Here is an 18,014-nt window from a genome sequence, read left to right as displayed (position 1 = left end):
ATTGGTATAATGGGGAGATAGAAACGGCTGAAATGTCTGAATCAGAGGCATGCGCCCATAATAAGGCAGGGAGAAATCATGCATTCAATTAAACAGACATTGGAACGTTTTCGGATTGTACGGCTGCTGTTGTCCATCTACCGGATAAGGGCGGTAAGAATGCTCTTTCCGGTGGCAATTATAGCCTTGGTATATTGGGAAGGGCAGCACGAGCTGAAGCAGGTGCACTTGGGGCTCACGATAAGAGAACTCCGGCATGTACCGGCTTCTGCCGTTATGGAGATGATGGGGGTTGCGCTGCTCTCGGTGGCTGTTATGAGCGCCTATGATTATTTGATCCGGCAGCATTTCCGCTTCAGGATCGGAGCCTGGAGCACCTTCCGCTACGCCTGGATTGCCAATACCTTTAACAATCTGATCGGGTTTGCCGGACTAGCCGGGATAGGCCTGCGCTCGCTGCTCTATAAGAAAAACGGTGTGCCCGCTGCGGCCTTAGCTCCTGCGCTCGTATTTCTCTCCCCCTTGATGATTACCGGCCTGTCACTGCTGTCCTGGGGCAATCTGACCGGCCTGCTTCCTGCCCACGGACTGATGCGTGAGCATCAATGGCTGATCTTCGCAGTCTGGGGCATGGCGCTCTATTTGCCGTTTTTTGTGATTATCCAGCGTTCCTCGCTGTTTGCCAAGTGGATTAACCGGGGACAGGGCAGAACCCCCTGGTTAACAGTAGCGGCTTCAGTAGGGGCCTCTTTTCTGGAATGGCTCTTTGCCGGGATCACGTTCTGGACTATCGGCAGTCACCTGCTTGGCGGCGCAGAGTTCGTTACGCTGTTCAGTATTTATCTGGTTGCTGCGGTGGCGGGGATTCTGAGCATGGCCCCCGGCGGCATCGGCGCATTCGATCTTATTGCGCTGCTCGGGCTCACACAGCTCGGACATAACAGTGACCAGGCTATGGCTGTGCTGGTGATCTACCGGCTGTTTTATTATGTAGTGCCCTGGCTGATCGGCCTTGTACTGGCTGCCCTGGAAATCGGACTGCAGGGAAGAAAAAACACAGACCAGAGCGGGGAAATACTCGAACCCTCGCTCAATATCTGGCAGAAAATCTGGGGCTGGCCCGGACAGTATACTTTTCTGAGCGATCTCGGCTTCTGGGCGCTTGGTAAGCTGGTTCTGGCAAGCGGGCTCATTCTGCTGCTGTCTGCGGCAACCCCTGAGCTGCTATACCGGCTGCGGATGACGGAGGAGCTGCTGTCTCTGCCGGTCATGCGGATTTCGCATCATTTATCGGTGCTGATCGGGTTTCTGCTGATTCTGCTGTCCAGAGGCATCTCCCTGCGGGTCAGAAGAGCTTATCTCTGGACCAGCGTACTATTGTTCGGCGGGGCCGTATTTGCGTTCACCAAGGGATTTGATTATGAGGAAGCGGTATTTCTGCTGCTGGTTGCCCTGATTCTGTGGATTTCCAGATCAAGGTTCTACCGGATCAGCGTACCGGTCAACAAGCAGAGTATCCTGTGGTGGCTGCTGATGACCTCACTTATCGCGCTTGGTTATTACCTGCTGGGCAGCTACGCGCATCGCGGATTTATGAAGCATCTGCCGCCCGGCATCCGGCCGGAGTGGCTGCAGCAGCACGGCAATGTAGCGGTGGCAGCGGCCGGTAGCCTGGCGGTGTCCTGGCTCATTGTGACGATGCTGGCGGTCCTCCGTCCGCAGCGGAAGGCGGAGGAAATCTTAGCGGATAAAGATATGGAGCGGCTGGAGCACTTCCTTGCCGGAACGAAGGGGAATGCCTTGACACATTTGCTGTTTCTGGGGGACAAGAGCTTTTACTGGGCCCAGGAGGGAAAAGTGCTGTTCGCCTTTGCCAGAACCAGAGACAAGCTTGTCGTGCTGGGCGATCCGCTTGGCCCTAGGGTGCTGATGAACGAGGCGATCAGCGAATTCCGGCGGGCGGCGGATTTATACGGGCTATCCGTTGTATTTTACCAGGCGACGCCTGAGTTTCTGCCGGTCTATCATGAGCAGGGCTACCATTTCTTCAAGCTGGGCGAAGAAGCCAGGGTGCCGCTCGCCGGCTTTACGCTCAGCGGCAAAAAAAATTCTGACCTGCGCAGCGTCTGCAACCGGTTCGAACGCGAAGGCTATATTTTCGAGATTGCGGAAGCCCCGCATTCCGGGACGTTGCTGCAGGAGCTCCAGGCTGTGTCGGAGGAGTGGCTGGGCGGACGCACTGAAAAGGGTTATTCCCTGGGCTGGTTCAAAGCGTCCTATATGCAGCTTGCACCTGTAGCGCTGCTGCGCGGGGCGGAAGGCAGAATTGCCGCCTTTGCCTCTATTGCACCTTGCTATGACGGCGGAACAACCGTTTCAATTGATTTAATGCGCCACCGGAAGGATACTCCAAACGGCACTATGGACTACCTGTTTGTCCATCTGCTGGAATGGGCGAAGTCGCAAGGCTATGCGTGGTTTAATCTCGGCAATGCCCCGCTGTCCAGTGTAGGGCAGAATCCCGGCGCATTGCGGGAGGAGAAGGTAGCCCGGCTCGTCTTTGTACGGGGAGGACACTGGTACGGGTTCGCCGGACTGCGCCGCTATAAGGAGAAATTCAATCCGCAGTGGGAGCCCAGATATCTGGCTTATCCCGCCTCCCTGATTCTGCCGATACTGACTATGGATCTGGTCCGGCTGGTTTCCCGTCACCCTCAGGAGGAGGAGTCTTAAGCTATGAATAAACATCTATAGATGTTAATATTAGTATGTGAAAAAAGTTACGTTCAGCGTAGCTTTTACAAACCGGCCAACGGTAACGGGCAATCTCTGCAGCAGGGAGAGTAGAAGAAGGGACTGAGTATAATGGGTATCGCCGTTATGGATATCATCGAGAAGCGGAAATCAGTACGCACCTATGAGACGACACCGATTGGGGAAGAGGTTCACGCTTCTATTATGGACTATCTGCATCAGGAGGAGAATCTGCTCGGGCCCTTCGGGGGGAGGGCAAGGATGGAGTGGATCTGGGCCAAAAGCGGGGGCGAAGACGGCAAGGGCATCAAGCTCGGCGCATACGGGATTATTCAGAATCCGCAGGCCTATCTGGTTGGCGTAGTGCGCAACGACCAGACGGCGCTGCTGGAGTTCGGGTATATTTTTCATAAGCTTATTCTTTATGCTACCGGCCTTGGCCTGGGTACCTGCTGGATTGGCGGAACCTTTAACCGCAATTCCTTTGCCCGTGAGCTTGAGCTTGCGCCCGGAGAGATCATTCCCTGCATTACACCGCTCGGCTATGCACGTGAGAAGCAGCGGCTGCTGGACACAACTATGCGTTATATTGTCAAGGCGGATCAGAAGAAGCCGTGGCGCGAGTTGTACTTCGACTCATCATTCGGAAGACCGCTGGCTCCGGAGTCCGCCGGCAGGCTGGCCGCACCGCTGGAGATGGTCCGGCTGGGCCCCTCGGCTTCCAACAAGCAGCCATGGCGGATCGTGCTGTCCGCTGACCGGCGGCAGGCGCATTTCTATCTGCAGCATACGCCGAATTATAGCGGGAACAAGCTGGGCTTTGAAATGCAGCGGATCGATCTCGGCATTGCCGCCTGTAATTTCGAGCTGGCCTGCCGGGAGATGGAAATCCCCGGGGGATGGATGGTGAACGATCCCCAGCTCGGCGTAATCGACGGGCATACGGAATACATGCTGAGCTATAAGCTCAGCTGACCCGGGAGATCCACCACAGCAAAGCTGCTATAAGCATAACGCAGGCCAGCACCAGCGTGTCCTTAGGCTGCCAGTGCAGCTCATAAGACGGAGTCCGTGCTTTCTGCGGGTCATAACCGCGGGATTCAACGGCTGTAGCCAGCTCATCCCCCATGCCGATGACAAGAATCAGGAGCGGCACAATCAGTAAGCTAATCTGCCGGGGACTCCAGCGCGCTGGACCGCGCTGGAGTCTCCCGCGCGACTTCAGTGCCAGCTGCAGCTGGCTCAGCTTGCCGAGAATCCAGGGCACGAATTGCAGCGTGACGGATACGGCCAGCGACCAGCCCCGGGTACGGATGCCCAGCTTCTTCAGCGGGGCAATGGCCCACTCCAGCGCTTCGCGCAGCGGCGCGCCGGTGGTCGTCTCCGTGAACAGGAAGCCAAGGGCAATCAGCAGCAGGAAGCGCAGCACATTCAGCCCCCCGCGCAGGATGCCTGCCGAGCTGAAGCCCAGGAACCCGAGGGTAATGTCCGGGGATGTCCAGTTAAGCGCAGACAGCAGCCAGAGGAACAGGAACATCAGCAGGAACGGACGGAAGAACCTTGCCGTCCGGCTCCAGGGAATCCCCGCAGAGCCAGTTAATCCGGCAATAAGGGCAGTGGTGAGCAGCAGCGGAGTCAGGCTGTTCATGCCCAGTACAACCAGTGAACCCAGCACCATCCCCAGCCATTTCACGCGGGGGTCAAGCCCCTGCCAGAGTCTCCGGCGCGGGGCTGTTTGGCTATGCCCCCTGACGGGAGCCTCCGGGCTGTCCATGGCAGGCGGAGCCTCCTGCTGCGCTCCCTCAGCTGTCTGTGGCCTGCCTGCTTCCGCAGGTGCGGGAGGCAGCACCAAGCTCAGCCCGGCCAGCAGCGCATCCAGGCTGTCCGGCTGCTCCGCCAGCAGTCCCTGCCGGCGGAGCCTGTGCCCGATGCGTGAGTAGGCGGGCGGTTCCAGCCCGGCTGAACGGAGCAGCGGATGGTCGGCCGCCAGCGGTGCGGCGGGCCCGTCATAATGGACCGAGCCTTGGGACATCACGACGGCTTGGTCGGCCAGCGGCAGGAAGCTGTCCAGATCATGCGTGCCGATAATCAGGGTGATGCCGCCGGCCCGCAGTTCCTGCACCAGCGTAAGCAGCGCCTGCGCCGCCTGCGGATCAAGGCCCGCGGTCGGCTCGTCGAGAATCAGCAGCCCGGGCTGTGTAGCGATAGCGGCAGCGATACACAGCCGCCGCTTCTCTCCTCCGCTGAGGAGGAAAGGAGAACGTCCGGCGAAGCTCTCATAAGGCAGTCCTACCTTGGACAGGGCGCTGCGGATCCGCTCCGCCCGCTGCGCCTTCGGCACTCCGTGCTGCTCCAGACCATACTCAATTTCCTTATGCACATTGCCTGCAAACAGCTGGGTCTCAGGCTGTTGAAATACTATGGATACGTTAGGCTCGCCCCCTGAGCCAGCAGTATAAACAACCCTTCCCGCAGCAGGGGCGGCAAGTCCCGCAAGCACCCGCAGCAGAGTGGACTTACCGCTTCCGGTCACACCGCAGAGGACGGTCAGTGTTCCCTGGCTGATCTCCAGATTGATGTCCTGGAGGGCGACTGCAGTATCGTAGAAGAATGAGAGCTTCTCCGCCCGGATGCTCATGCTCATAGGATTGCCTCCAGTTCCTGCTCGGTCAGCGGCAGCAGCCTGAGGGGCCAGCCCTTCGCCTGCAGCAGCCTTCCGATGGAGATCACCGGTGCAGGCTCCCAGCCCAGCTGCCCGGGCAGCTCCGAGCTGTAGAACAGGGTACGGGGATCGCCGTCATACAGCATCGTTCCCTGCCCTATAACCGCTACTCTTGGACTCTCTGCAAGCTCCTCTACCCGCTGGGTGACCCAGAGAATGGTCGTTCCCTGGCGCCATAGATTCCGGGCCAGCTCCAGAATGTCGCTGCGTCCGGCGGGGTCCAGCATGGATGTAGCCTCATCGAAGATAATCATCTCTGCCTGAAGCGCGAGACAGCAGGCTACCGCCAGACGCTGCCGTTCCCCGCCGGACAGGGCGGAGATATCGGTTTCCGATTTATGCGCCAGCCCCACCTGCTGCAGGACCCGGCTGATCCGCTTCGCCATCTCGTCTGGGGATAACCCCCGGTTCTCCAGGCCGAAGGCTACGTCCTCGTAAGGGGTAGAGCCCACGTTCTGGGCCTCGGGATTCTGGAATACAAGCTGAATATGCTGCTTGACCGCAGTGCGGTTCTCCGGTGAACGCAGATCAAGTCCGGCTGCGGTTAAGCTGCCTCCGGCCGGAATATTCAGGCCGTTGAACAGACGGATCAGAGACGATTTGCCGCAGCCGTTTGCCCCGGTAAGCGCGACCCATTCGCCGCGTTCAATAGGGATGGAAATTCCCTGCAATACCGGCAGCCTGTACTGGCCGTCCCGGAAGAACAAAGATAAATTTTGCGCCGTAATCATCAATCCTACCTGCTTCCCTGACAGTGTTAATGCACAATTGCTCTTGATTATATCAGAGATTAGAGATTGATGTATAAGGAGCGGGATGGTATAGTGTTCCTAAAAAATGGGGGGACTGCTACAAATGAAAAAGTGGACGACTCGCGGCCTGATATTCAGCGCATTGTTTGCCGGAGTCATGATCGCACTCAGCTTTTTTAAAATTTACCTGCCTTTTTCGGCTGTGCCGATTACGCTGCAGACACTGGCTGTCATGCTGGCAGGCGCTATTCTTGGAGCACGCTACGGCACCTTGGCGGTGCTGATTGTCATTGGTCTGGCTGCCGCCGGATTCCCGGTGCTGGGCGGCAGCGGAGGGATGGCCGTGCTGGTCGGGCCGACAGCAGGCTATATTTTATCCTGGCCGTTTGCAGCTTTCCTGATTGGCCTGTGCGCCGAGCGCACACAGCAGAATAAATATACGTTTCCTAAGCTGCTTACCGCCAATTTCCTGTTTGGCGCGCTGCTTGTCTATCCCGGAGGGGTATGGTGGCTGGCGCATTCCACAGGCATGGATTCCCTCACCAAAGCATTAACTGCAGGCATGTGGCCGTTCATTCCAGGGGATCTGATCAAAGCCGTGTTATGCGCAGGTGTCGTAACCGCCGTCCGTCAGGTATATCCGATGGAACGTATTCTGAACAGTGATAACGGGGGATGGGCCGAAGGGGAGCATCCGCCGCTCAGCCGCTAATCCCGGCAACGCAAAGAGGGGAACCCTGCCTGGGCGGCAGAGGCTCCCCTCTTTTTTTGTAATATGATTGACGTAACGGCCCCAAGCCGTTTCTTCTTGCTTATGACGCGTCCTCTCCGCTTGCGGGAGCCTCTTCCCGGTCCGTATTCTCTTCGTCCGGCAGGGCCCAGACGGATACGCTGCCGCCGTTCACCGGAAACACAGCCCAGCCATCCCCGCCAATCGTCACCTGATCTTCGCGGTTATGGGTGAAATCCTCCCAGACTTCCCCGGCACGCTCTTCACCCACGAACATCCGTTTCTCGCCGTTGTCCCCATTGGAGATGATCACCGCACAGCCCGAGCCCGGAAGCTCCTCCACGCCGCGCCGCACCCAGCCGATCGTGTTGGGATGGTCGAAATAATCATCCTGTTCGCCGTAGGCCTTGTGATAGCGGGTGTACAGCAGCGGATCGATGGCCGCTTTTTTGCCGTCCACCGGAACCGGCCCGCCGATTCCGTAATAATCACCGTAGAAGACCACCGGATACCCGTCCCGCCGCAGGAGGATCAGGGCGTAGGCGCTCTGCTTAAACCAGTCGCCAACCCAGGACTCCAGCGCCTCGTGGGGCTGTGAATCATGGTTATCTACGAAGGTTACCGCATTAGCGGGGTGAGTCTGGACAAGCGTGTCATCAAAAATATGCGTCAGATCGAAATCCCTGCCGCCCAGCGCGGCTGAGTAGAGCTTATAATGCAGCGACACATCGAACAGGTCGATCTGATAATCCACCGTATTCAGGAACTCCCGGCAGGCTTCCAGATTGTCGTTCCAGAATTCGCCGACGATGTAGAAGTCCTCTCCCCGTTTCTTGCCCATTTCCAGGGCGAATTCCTTAATGAACTCATGGTTGATATGCTTGATGGCATCGAGCCGGTAACCGCTGCACTGCAGCGTATCGACCAGCCATTTCCCCCATTCCAGCATCTCGCGTTTGACATCCTCGTGGCTGTAATCGATATTGGCGAACATCAGGTAATCATAGTTGCCGAACTCGTCGTCTACGTTCTGGTTCCAGGCTTTGTTCTCCCCGTTGATCCGGAATACTCCGGTCCGGCCTTCCTTCGCATCGAAATCGGTACCGTTGAAATGGGTATGGTCCCATTTGAAGGAGGAATACTCGTCACCGCGCCCCGGAAAAGTGAACTTGGTCCAGCCCTCAATCTCGAAGGGGGCTGAGATTTCCTTGTTGCGGTCGTTCGGGTCCACCTCTATGACCTCAAAGACCTCCGTCTCGTCCGCGCCTGCTTTATGATTCATCACGAGATCGACATATACGGCAATGCCGTTCTTCAAGCACTCGGCAATGGCTTCGACCAGCTCTTGCTTGGTGCCGTATTTCGTGCGGACCGCTCCTTTTTGATCAAACTCACCGAGGTCATACAAATCATACACCCCATAACCTGTGTCTTCCGGCGTAATGGCCTTCGTTACAGGCGGAACCCAGACGGAGTCAATAAAGCTGGCCTTCAGCTCCGGCGCCATCTCCGCCAGCCTCTTCCAGTGCTGCCCGTCTGCCGCAACATGCCATTCAAAAAACTGCATCATCGTATGATTTCTCTTCATTCCCTTTTTGCCTCCCTATAAATTCAAGTGCTGAATAGTGATTTTTGGTGGTTCAATGCGTTGCCAAGGAGTAAAAGAGATATATGTAGAACTTAGGTCTAGCGGGGCCTAGTTGAATAAGTCTAACTGAAGCGGTGCCAGACCGCCGTCAATTCCCAGTAATGCCTGTAATTCTTTCGCATTGGGTGTGGCATCCCCGGCGGAATTATTATTGAAGACCACGTACAGCTCCCGGCATGTTTTTTCCAGCTCCCGCAGCCGTTCACGCCACTCTGTCAGTTCTTCTGTGCTGTAGCGGTACAAATAACGCAGCTTACGCCAGTCGGGGTGGCTGCTCTGATTCCAGCCTTGGGTATTGCGGCCGTGCAGACGGACATAGGTAATATCCGGTGTAGTCGCTACTGGCACAACCGGAATGGAGCCCGATCCTGCCTGAGGCTCGTCGGCTACGGTATGAATCCAGCCTTCCCGGGTAAGAAAACCCAGCGTTTTATCGCGCATTTCCGGACTGTACCAGGATTCATTGCGGAACTCGACTGCAGCCGGGACATCCAGCATCCGTTCCTTGGCCTCGCGGAGAAATTCCACGTTTTCCTTGGTGCAATCGAACCATGGAGGGAATTGGAAGAGAGCCATCGCCAGCTTCCCGGCTGCTTTTACCGGGGCAATGGAGGTGTGGAAGGCCTCGTACATTTCTCCTGGCGTATCGTAATAATTCTTTTTTCTGCGCAGGTGCCCGGTCATCCCCTGGTAGGCTTTAACGATAAATTTGAATTCATCGGGGGTCTGGCTGACCCATTTCACGTAATTTTTGACCGGCTGCACAGCATAAAAGGAACTGTCGATTTCCACGATGGGAAAATGTGCGCTGTATGCAGGCAGACGTTCGGCCGGTTTGATTTTGCCGTAAAGCTCTTCATGGTCCCCGAAACCGGTTAGCCCGATCTTGATCATCGCAAAATCCTCCTTATCGGCTGTCCCGTACACAGGGCCGATTTAGATTAACTAACCTCTATTAAACTTAAACCCTGCTGTCGCAAACAACTGCAGTTGATTAATACGTCCATTTGATGCAACATGGAGAGATAAAGCGGCTGCAAGCATGCCTGTTCCGGAGATATCGCTATGGGTGCTGTTATCGCCAAAAGAATGACGGGATATACTTTGCCGGCCTGCCTTAATTCATGTTGATTGATTGCACAGGAGGATGCTGGGAATGGAGCATAAATTCGAGCAGATTAGTCCGCATATTCTGATTATGCACGCGGAGCATGCAACCGACCGTCCGGTGCTGGCGGCAATTACGGGAGAGCGGCGGACGCTGTTGATGGATGCAGGCGCTTCGCCTGCCCATGCCGGGCTATTCCGCGAGGAGCTGGAGCGGCGCGGCTGCCGGCTGCCGGATATGCTGGTGCTGACGCACTGGCATTGGGATCACAGCTTCGGTACGGGTGCTTGGGGGATTCCGGCGATTGCCCATAAGGAAACCGCAGAAGCACTGGCTGCTCTGAGCGGGCGGGGGTGGTCGGATGAAGCAATGGCTGAGCTTGTGCAGGCGGGTACCATCAGTGAGGACAGTGCACAGCATATCCGTCTGGAATATGGTGATTCAAGGGAGGTTACCGTCAGGGAACCGGATATTGTGTTCACCGGAAGGATCACTATTGATCTCGGGGGAGTGACTTGTGTGCTGACCCATGTCGGCGGTGACCATTCGTCAGACTCCTGCGTGCTCTATATAGAGGAAGACAAGGTTCTGTTTCTGGGTGACGCACTGGGCCCGTCCGTTTATGGCGGCCCCCGGAAGTACAGCAGCACCGGATTCCTCAGGCTGCTCGAAATGGCATATGGATTCGGAGCGGAATGGTTTGTGGAGTCCCATGGTATTCCGATGAATGAACAGGATTTCCGCGCCGATCTGGCGCCATGGGAACGTCTGGCCCGGCTGGTGGATGTGTTCGGACACAATCGTGAACGGGTGCTGCTGGAGATGAAGGAATACCTGAAGCTTGAGGAGCTGCCCAGAGATTTGCTGCAGGGCGTAGAGTATTTCATGGCCGGACCGAAGTGAACAGCTGTAAGGCTTTTTGCATATAACAGATAGAATACAGACAGCCCCGTTTCCAATGGAACGGGGCTGTCTGGCGTAATGCAGTATTTGCTAGAGCGGAGTGAAATGGGTAATAGCTGCCCCACTGGACATGTGAACAGCATTGCGGCCGTTGCGCTTGGAAGTGTACAGGGCATGATCGGCTTCGGAGAGCAGCTCTTCCAGGGAGATATTCTCCCGGCCGGCCTCGGCCACCCCGAAGCTGGCCGTTACATTGATGGGTCCTGACAATGTATAAAATGCGCTGCGTTCAATATCATTACGAATCGCCTCCGATAATAAAGCCGCTTGCTGGAGTGAAGTGTCAGGCAGACACATCACGAATTCCTCGCCTCCGTAACGACCGAACACATCATCTTCACGGGTATGTCTGCGGCATACACCCACAATGTGCTGGAGCGCCATGTCACCATACTGATGACCGTAACGGTCATTGATATTTTTGAAAAAGTCGATGTCCAGCAAAATAATCGAAACCGGGATCTGATTCATGGAGGCCTCTTCCAGCAGCGTGCGGCTCCGTTCCATGAAATAGGTACGGTTATAGATGCCGGTCAGGCTGTCGATGGTGGCAAGCTGCTGCAGCTTCTCTTGGAGCAGGGTTCGTTCGGTCACGTCGATCAGCATAATCATCCGCCCGGCCAGACTGCCATCCTTTTTCAGTACCGGAGAGGAGCGGACCTGGTAATAACAAGTGCTGCCGCCTATATTCCAGGCCAGCTCCCGCTCCTCCCTCAGCAGCGGGTCCGCATTCATTACATAATCCACTGCTTCTTTGCCGGCAGGCAGAAACAGCTTGGCCAAAGAATGCCCGATGGCCGAGGAGTCCAGGCCCTCCAGCATTTCAGTAGCAGCACGGTTGTAGTCGATCAGCATATCGGAGCGGTCGGTGACCAGCACCCCGTCACGCATGCTCTCGAACAGATTCTCACGGGCAATGGGAGCCGCAGTCAGCATGCCTCTGGAGAGGATGGCCCAAATATACAGTGTTGAGGTTACGCTCATAATAATCGGCACCGGATCCATCCCGTAGGGAGTCTGGTTTATCAGGTAGAGGAATGCGCCCAGAGCCGGGAGGAATTGCCCGATAAAGATCGTGATCATCTGCCTCCGGTAGACCCGCTTCATCCGGTTCCACTGCCAGAGAATCAGGCACATACCAGCCAGCATACATCCGAAGGTCATGCTGCCCTGTACGATATACCAGGGGCCCATCACAACATCAACCAGCGGAGTGGGGGCATTTTCCCGGAACAGCATCGACTGGTAGAACAAATGATGAGACTCATTGGTCCATACGAGCAGCACAGAGATGCAGGGAATGGAATACAGCAGAGTCAGCAGCTTTTTATTAATCAGACGCTCCAGTCCCACGAAGTACATAATCATAATCAGGCTGGAAGGCGCGATAAAGGGCATGCCCAGATACTCTACTTTGATCCAGAACCCGATTTCCTCCATGGTGCTGCCCGACAGCTCCAGTGCAAAGCCGAACGTATAGACCGCTGAAAAGAAGGAGCTGTAAATAAACGGCTTGATTCCCGCGAAATCGGTCTTCTTATAATAAGCAAACAGGGCAAGGAGCGCGCTCAGTACACCGGATATGGAAACGATGACAATATAATTCGAAATTAAAGAGCCCATGTGATGTTCCTCCATGCAGGATGATCATCAGATGCAAGGTCCGGGGCCGGAAATAGCGCCTTAGATAACCATGGGGCATTATTATGTGCATTTAGCATCGGTAAATGGTCTCCTGTTTTAGCAAGGATATATGAATAAATAGTATCACAGTTTTAAAGGGATAACATTCAGGCATTCAAAGATATCCATAGCCCGGCGGGTTCAGGTGTCGGCGGCTAGACAAAGTGACGGAATTTAACAGATGCAATTTTACTTTTTGTCTAGTGAGTGTCCGGGGAGCAAAGTGTAACATGTTAGTTAATCCTACATGATAAAAATATTATCATCGTATTAAAGCTTTTTATGTTATGTTATTTAACATACAATAATCCGATTCAGGGATGAAGGGGGAGCTGGACATGTCACTTGTAGCGACGAAAATTCCTGAAATACTGCTGGAAAATGTCGAAATGCGCTATCAGACGGAGACGGCCGATGTGCTCGCGCTGCATCAGGTAAGCCTGGATATTGCCAAAGGCGAGTTCGTTTCTTTACTGGGTCCTTCCGGATGCGGCAAAACCACATTGCTCAGATTGATGGCAGATCTCTTGACACCTACAGCCGGCAATGTCACGGTGGCAGGCAAGAGTGCTAAGGAAGCCAGACTGGCGCAAAAATATGGAATTGTTTTTCAAAGCCCTGTGCTTTATGACTGGCGTAAGGTGAAGCATAATATTACATTGCCGCTTGAGCTGATGGGTGTCAGAAAATCGGTCCGCGAGGACAAGGCGCTGGAACTGCTGGATCTTGTAGGTCTGCAGGGGTTCGCTGACAAATATCCCTGGCAGCTCAGCGGCGGTATGCAGCAGCGTGTCGCCATCGCCCGTGCGCTTTCCATGGAGCCGGAGATTCTGCTGATGGATGAGCCGTTCTCCGCGCTGGATGAGTTTACCCGTGAGCGCCTGAATGAGGAGCTGCTGTCCGTCTGGAGCAAGGTGCAGAGCACGATTGTTTTTGTAACCCACAGTATCCCCGAATCGATTTTCCTCTCTGACCGGGTATTTGTTCTCTCCCCGCATCCGGGCAGGCTGTCCGCCATCGTGGATATCCCGCTGCCACGCCCGCGCACAGCTGAGATGAGAAACAGCCCGCAGTTTTTTGAACTGATCGCCCGTATCCGCGACAGTTTCGAAGGGGTGTAGCGAATGAAGGGGAACAGCACGATTATACGCAGCCGCGTTCTGCCGCTGTTCGTCTGGATCTTCGGCCTGCTTGTTGTATGGGAGGCGGTCTCCTGGATGCTGCTTCATGTGGCCAAAACGCCGCTGGCCCAATCCAAGCTGCCTTATGTGCATGAAGTGGCTGCGACCTTGTGGAAGTACAGCGGCACACTGCTGAAGGAAGGAGGAGCGACTTTCGGCAATGCCGGTGTCGGATTTCTGATTGGTGCCGCAGCCGGCGTGCTCCTCGCTGTGCTGATGAGTCTGTCCAGGACGATTGAACAGCTTGCCTTCCCTTATGCCGTTGCCTCACAGATGATTCCGATTCTCGGGCTTGCCCCGATCATCTATGGAATTGTGCGGGATGAACAGGTGTCGCGGATTATTATTTCCGGCTACATTACCTTTTTCCCGGTTGCCCTGAATATGCTGCGCGGTCTGCGCAGTGTTGATCTTTCGGCTGTTGAATTGATGCACTCCTACGCCGCCAAGCCTTGGGCCGTGTACTGGAAGCTGCGTTTTCCGGCTGCACTGCCCGGACTGTTCAGCGGCCTCAAAATCGCTGCCCCCCTGGCCGTAACCGGAGCGATTCTGGTGGAGCTGATGGGGGCCCAGCATGGCATCGGTGTCATTATGCTGCGCAATCTTTATTACGGCCCGTCCCATACCTATATGTTCTGGTCTACGGTGCTGGTCGGGGCGTTGCTGGGCATTGCCAGCTATTGGCTGATGACCCTGATCGAGCGGCTGGTAGCGCCATGGCAGCCGGAGTTTCGTCCGAAGGGAGGGGACCGCTGATGGGAAGTAATTCTGTACGAGAACCTTCATATATCACTGCTGCCGGAACCGAAGAGGTATCAACATCTCTGATAACAACGAGGAATAGTGTATCCTCCGGCCCGCAGAAGCAAAAAGGCAAACGCCGCCTTCTGAAATGGTTTAACCCTGGTGTGATTCTGCCCCTGCTGGCCGGAGTACTGTTTCTGCTCCTCTGGGAGTTTCAGGTGTTCCATAAGCTGTTTGATCTGAAAAAGTATCAGCTCCCGCTGCCTTCAGCCATTTGGGAAGCGATGCGGGAGAATTACAGCCTGCTGCTGTCTTATACCGGCTATACCTTGACCGAAGCGGTAGTGGGAATGCTGATCGGCTCAGCCTGCGGCTTCCTGATTGCCCTGGCGGCAACCGCCTGGCCCCGCTGGGGCGGCGGCAGCCTGACCCTTGTGGCCGCGCTCAACGCGGTGCCGATTGTGGCGCTCGCCCCGATTATGAATCTGTGGTTCGGTGACGGCATCGGCTCGCGGGCTGCGATTGTTACCGCGACCACGATGGCGGCGATGGCAATCAATGCCTATAAGGGTATGGCGGCTGTAGATCCGCTGGCGCTGGATCTGATGCATTCTTATGCCGCCGGCAAGCCCGCAGTATTCCGCTATCTGCGGATCCAGAACAGTCTGCCGTATGTGTTCACAGCGCTGAAGATCAATGCTACTGCCAGTATGATCGGAGCGATAGTGGGAGAGTTCTTCTTCTCCTCAAGGGGGCTCGGCTATCTGCTCTCCAATTCGATCAAGGTGGCCAAGATGCCGCTGGGCTGGTCATGTATTGTGCTTGCGGCGATTGCCGGAGTCCTCTTTTACCTGATTGTTGAACGGCTGGAGAAGGTATTCATCAAGTGGCATTCCTCCCAGCGTTCGTAACACCCTTATCCCATTACATCCGGTCTATCGCGTGAGGGGAAATAGAGAACCTGACCGCGGGCCGTATGCATACAGTCACCACGACGGTAACCATGCTGTGCTTTTGCAGGACTACAAACTCAAATTGGTAGGGGGAGTTGCACTTGATGAACGTGACAAAAGGCAAATTTCGTGGTGGGCTGTTGATGGCAGTAATGATCATGATCATTTCTTTGCTGGCAGGCTGTGGCGGCAACAACAATAATAATGCGCCTGCGGCTGAAGCGACGGCAGGAACGGAGGCTTCCGCTTCACCGGAAACGGCGGCGACGACTGAACCGGCTGCGGACCCGGTAACGGTGAAGCTGCAGCTGAAATGGGTGCCACAGGCACAATTCGCCGGTTATTTCCTGGCACAGGATAAAGGGTACTATGCAGAGGAAGGACTTAACGTTGAGATTCTGCCGGGCGGGCCGGATATTGTGCCGGAACAGCAGGTGGCCGGCGGATCGGCGGATATCGGTGTGGACTGGGTAGCGAGCCTCTTAACCAGCCAGGAGCAGGAAATGCCGCTGGTGCAGATCGCGCAAATCTTCCAGAAGAGCGGACTTGTCCTGGTCTCCAAGAAGGAAGCTGGAATCAGCGGGCCGGCTGACCTGAAGGGCAAGAAGGTCGGCAACTGGATGGGCGGCAATGAGTTTGAGATTCTGGCACTGTTTGATAAGTACAAACTGGATTCGAATAAGGATCTGAACTTCACGAAGCAGGGCTTCACGATGGACCAGTTCCTCGGCGGTGAGATTGACGCCGCTTCGGCCATGACCTACAACGAATATCAGGTTGTGCTGGAGTCAGGCATCAAGGCGGAAGATCTGAACGTTATCGACATGAATGACGAGGGTGTGGCGATGCTGGAAGACAATCTGTTTGCCAACAAAGAATGGCTTGCAGAGAACAAGGAAACGGCCGCCAAGTTCGTCCGCGCTTCCCTCAAGGGCTGGAAGGACGCTATCGCTGACCCTGAAGCGGCTGTAGACAGTGTGATGAAGCTGGCAGAGGAAGGCAGTACTACCCGTGAACATCAGCTGACGATGATGACTGAGGTTGCCAAGCTGATTCAACCGGAAGGCTTCGATGCTGCCAAAATGGGTTATACCGATGCTGCAGCCTTCCAGCAGACCGCGGATATCGCGCTGAAGTTCGGTGTAATCAAAGAAGCCTCCAAAGTGGATGAAGCCTATACGAACGAAATTGTTGAGATGGCGGCAAAATAAAGGTTTTCTCTCATATTCCTAATAGATGACCGCCGGATGTGGCGGTCATCTATTATAATCGGCAACTCAGATGATGAAAGAGGTGAAGGGGATGTCCTTGCTAGTAGGGCAGGCCGGGAAGGTTAAGAATTATGTAAACGGCACTTGGGTGGAATCGCGCTCCGGGAAAGAGGAGGAAGTGTATAATCCGGCGACCGGTGAGGTAATCGCTTACGTTCCGATTTCGAGTAAGGAAGAGCTGGATGATGCGGTGCAGGTAGCGGCGCTGGCTTTTAAATCGTGGAAAAAGGTGGCCGTTCCGCGGCGGGCCCGCTACTTCTTCCAGTATCAGCAGCTGCTGGTGCAGCACTGGAATGAGCTGGCTGAACTGATCACGCTGGAGAACGGCAAAAGCCTGGAGGAAGCGCTGGGCGAAGTGCAGCGCGGCATCGAATGTGTGGAATTTGCCTCCGGTATTCCCACACTGATGATGGGCAGCCAGCTGCCGGACATCGCTACCGGAATCGAATCGGGGATGTACCGCTATCCGCTGGGGGTTATCGGCGGCATTGCGCCATTCAACTTCCCGATGATGGTACCCTGCTGGATGTTTCCGCTGGCCATCGCCTGCGGCAATACCTTCGTTCTGAAGCCTTCCGAGCGGACGCCGCTGCTGGTCAACCGGCTGGCTGAGCTGTTTGCCGAAGCCGGGTTTCCGCCGGGGGTCCTGAATGTAGTACATGGCGCACATGAGGTGGTGAACGGGCTGCTCGAGCATGAAGATGTGAAGGCGATTTCCTTCGTCGGCTCACAGCCGGTGGCGGAATATGTATATAAGCAGGGGACGGCCCACGGCAAGCGGGTGCAGGCTCTGGCCGGAGCCAAGAATCATTCGATAGTGCTTCCGGATGCTGACCTTGATAACGCAGTGAAGAACATTATTGCTGCAGCTTTCGGCTCGGCGGGTGAGCGCTGCATGGCCTGTGCCGTTGTAGTTGTGCATGAGGCAGTCGCCGATGAACTGGTGAGCCGTCTGGTGGAGGCGGCCGATGGACTGAAGATTGGTAACGGCAAGGAAGACGGCGTGTTTCTGGGGCCGGTTATCCGCCAGTCGAATAAGGAACGGACGATCTCCTATATCGAAACGGGGATCAAGGAGCAGGCGGAGCTGGTGCGTGACGGCCGAAAGGACGGCGCAGCGTCCGGCGCAGGCTATTTCCTGGGACCGACCATCTTCGACCATGTGCAGCCGGGAATGACGATCTGGCAGGATGAGATTTTTGCTCCGCTGCTGTCGGTCGTCCGTGTCAAAGATCTCGCCGAGGCGATTGAAGTTACGAACCGCTCACCGTTTGCCAATGGGGCCTGCCTGTATACAGACAGTGCCCGGGCGATCCGTGAGTTCCGGGAAGAGATCGATGCAGGGATGCTGGGCGTGAATCTCGGCGTGCCGGCACCAATGGCCTTTTTCCCCTTCTCCGGCTACAAGAAATCGTTCTATGGAGACCTGCACGCCAATGGCCGTGACGGTGTTGAATTCTATACCCGCAAGAAGATGATTACTGCACGTTACTAGCCGCATCAAA

14 protein-coding genes are annotated in these 18,014 nt (G+C 55.6%); 9 read left to right on the top strand and 5 right to left on the bottom strand.

All coding sequences use genetic code 11. From position 1 onward, the window contains the following. Window positions 1–78 precede the first annotated feature (78 nt). Both mprF and QU597_RS27415 read left to right on the top strand, forming a co-directional pair. Window positions 79–2,733, top strand: coding sequence for a bifunctional lysylphosphatidylglycerol flippase/synthetase MprF (gene mprF / locus QU597_RS27420; protein WP_310830641.1), 2,655 nt, complete (start codon window positions 79–81; stop codon window positions 2,731–2,733). A gap of 132 nt (window positions 2,734–2,865) precedes the next feature. Then, the gene (locus QU597_RS27415) at window positions 2,866–3,729 is read left to right on the top strand and encodes a nitroreductase family protein (RefSeq protein ID WP_310830640.1); all 864 of its coding nucleotides are present in this window, start codon (window positions 2,866–2,868) and stop codon (window positions 3,727–3,729) included. On the opposite strand, the gene QU597_RS27410 is transcribed toward QU597_RS27415, so the two are convergent. Both QU597_RS27410 and QU597_RS27405 read right to left on the bottom strand, forming a co-directional pair. After that, window positions 3,722–5,398, bottom strand: a complete 1,677-nt coding sequence (locus QU597_RS27410; protein ID WP_310830639.1) for an ATP-binding cassette domain-containing protein — start codon at window positions 5,396–5,398, stop codon at window positions 3,722–3,724. The genes QU597_RS27415 and QU597_RS27410 overlap by 8 nt on opposite strands. Continuing rightward, window positions 5,395–6,207, bottom strand: coding sequence for an ATP-binding cassette domain-containing protein (locus tag QU597_RS27405; protein ID WP_310830638.1), 813 nt, complete (start codon window positions 6,205–6,207; stop codon window positions 5,395–5,397). Before QU597_RS27405 ends, QU597_RS27410 begins: the two co-directional genes overlap by 4 nt. Before the next feature lie 124 nt (window positions 6,208–6,331). Here QU597_RS27405 and QU597_RS27400 point away from each other — a divergent pair, with 124 nt between their 5' ends. Next, complete coding sequence (locus tag QU597_RS27400) at window positions 6,332–6,940, top strand: biotin transporter BioY (RefSeq protein ID WP_206102392.1); 609 nt, start codon at window positions 6,332–6,334, stop codon at window positions 6,938–6,940. 100 nt (window positions 6,941–7,040) lie between these two features. Here QU597_RS27400 and QU597_RS27395 read toward each other — a convergent pair whose 3' ends face one another. Together QU597_RS27395 and QU597_RS27390 are read right to left on the bottom strand one after the other, a co-directional pair. Continuing rightward, a complete protein-coding gene (locus tag QU597_RS27395) occupies window positions 7,041–8,546 on the bottom strand; it encodes an alpha-amylase (protein WP_310830637.1) in 1,506 nt (501 codons plus the stop codon). A gap of 108 nt (window positions 8,547–8,654) precedes the next feature. After that, window positions 8,655–9,500 (bottom strand): DUF72 domain-containing protein, encoded by an 846-nt coding sequence (locus QU597_RS27390; RefSeq protein ID WP_310830636.1) that lies wholly within the window; start codon window positions 9,498–9,500, stop codon window positions 8,655–8,657. Between the two features lie 262 nt (window positions 9,501–9,762). Between QU597_RS27390 and QU597_RS27385 the strand changes: the two genes are divergently transcribed. Further along, window positions 9,763–10,617, top strand: coding sequence for an MBL fold metallo-hydrolase (locus tag QU597_RS27385; protein ID WP_310830635.1), 855 nt, complete (start codon window positions 9,763–9,765; stop codon window positions 10,615–10,617). 90 nt (window positions 10,618–10,707) lie between these two features. Here the strand turns inward: QU597_RS27385 and QU597_RS27380 are convergent, their stop codons facing one another. Then, the gene (locus tag QU597_RS27380; protein ID WP_310830634.1) at window positions 10,708–12,300 is read right to left on the bottom strand and encodes a histidine kinase N-terminal 7TM domain-containing diguanylate cyclase; all 1,593 of its coding nucleotides are present in this window, start codon (window positions 12,298–12,300) and stop codon (window positions 10,708–10,710) included. 398 nt (window positions 12,301–12,698) lie between these two features. On the opposite strand from QU597_RS27380, the gene QU597_RS27375 reads away from it, so the two are divergent. The 5 genes from QU597_RS27375 to QU597_RS27355 all read left to right on the top strand — a co-directional run bounded on the left by QU597_RS27375 (window position 12,699) and on the right by QU597_RS27355 (window position 18,004). Beyond that, complete coding sequence (locus QU597_RS27375) at window positions 12,699–13,481, top strand: ABC transporter ATP-binding protein (protein ID WP_310830633.1); 783 nt, start codon at window positions 12,699–12,701, stop codon at window positions 13,479–13,481. Window positions 13,482–13,484: 3 nt separating this feature from the next. Beyond that, entirely contained in the window at window positions 13,485–14,297 is an 813-nt protein-coding gene (locus QU597_RS27370) for an ABC transporter permease (RefSeq protein ID WP_310830632.1), read from the top strand. Beyond that, complete coding sequence (locus QU597_RS27365) at window positions 14,297–15,196, top strand: ABC transporter permease (protein WP_310830631.1); 900 nt, start codon at window positions 14,297–14,299, stop codon at window positions 15,194–15,196. The genes QU597_RS27370 and QU597_RS27365 overlap by 1 nt, the downstream gene beginning before the upstream one ends. A gap of 146 nt (window positions 15,197–15,342) precedes the next feature. Further along, window positions 15,343–16,449, top strand: a complete 1,107-nt coding sequence (locus QU597_RS27360; RefSeq protein WP_310830630.1) for an ABC transporter substrate-binding protein — start codon at window positions 15,343–15,345, stop codon at window positions 16,447–16,449. A 91-nt stretch (window positions 16,450–16,540) separates the two neighbouring features. After that, window positions 16,541–18,004: a CoA-acylating methylmalonate-semialdehyde dehydrogenase gene (locus QU597_RS27355; RefSeq protein WP_310830629.1), complete on the top strand. Its 1,464-nt coding sequence runs from the start codon at window positions 16,541–16,543 to the stop codon at window positions 18,002–18,004. The last annotated feature ends 10 nt before the right edge of the window (window positions 18,005–18,014 follow it).

The sequence above is a fragment of the Paenibacillus pedocola genome (assembly GCF_031599675.1).
Classification (GTDB): Bacteria; Bacillota; Bacilli; order Paenibacillales; family Paenibacillaceae; genus Paenibacillus_AQ; species Paenibacillus_AQ pedocola.
Note: the sequence above shows the minus strand (reverse complement) of the source record. Positions and strands in the feature narration are given on the sequence as shown.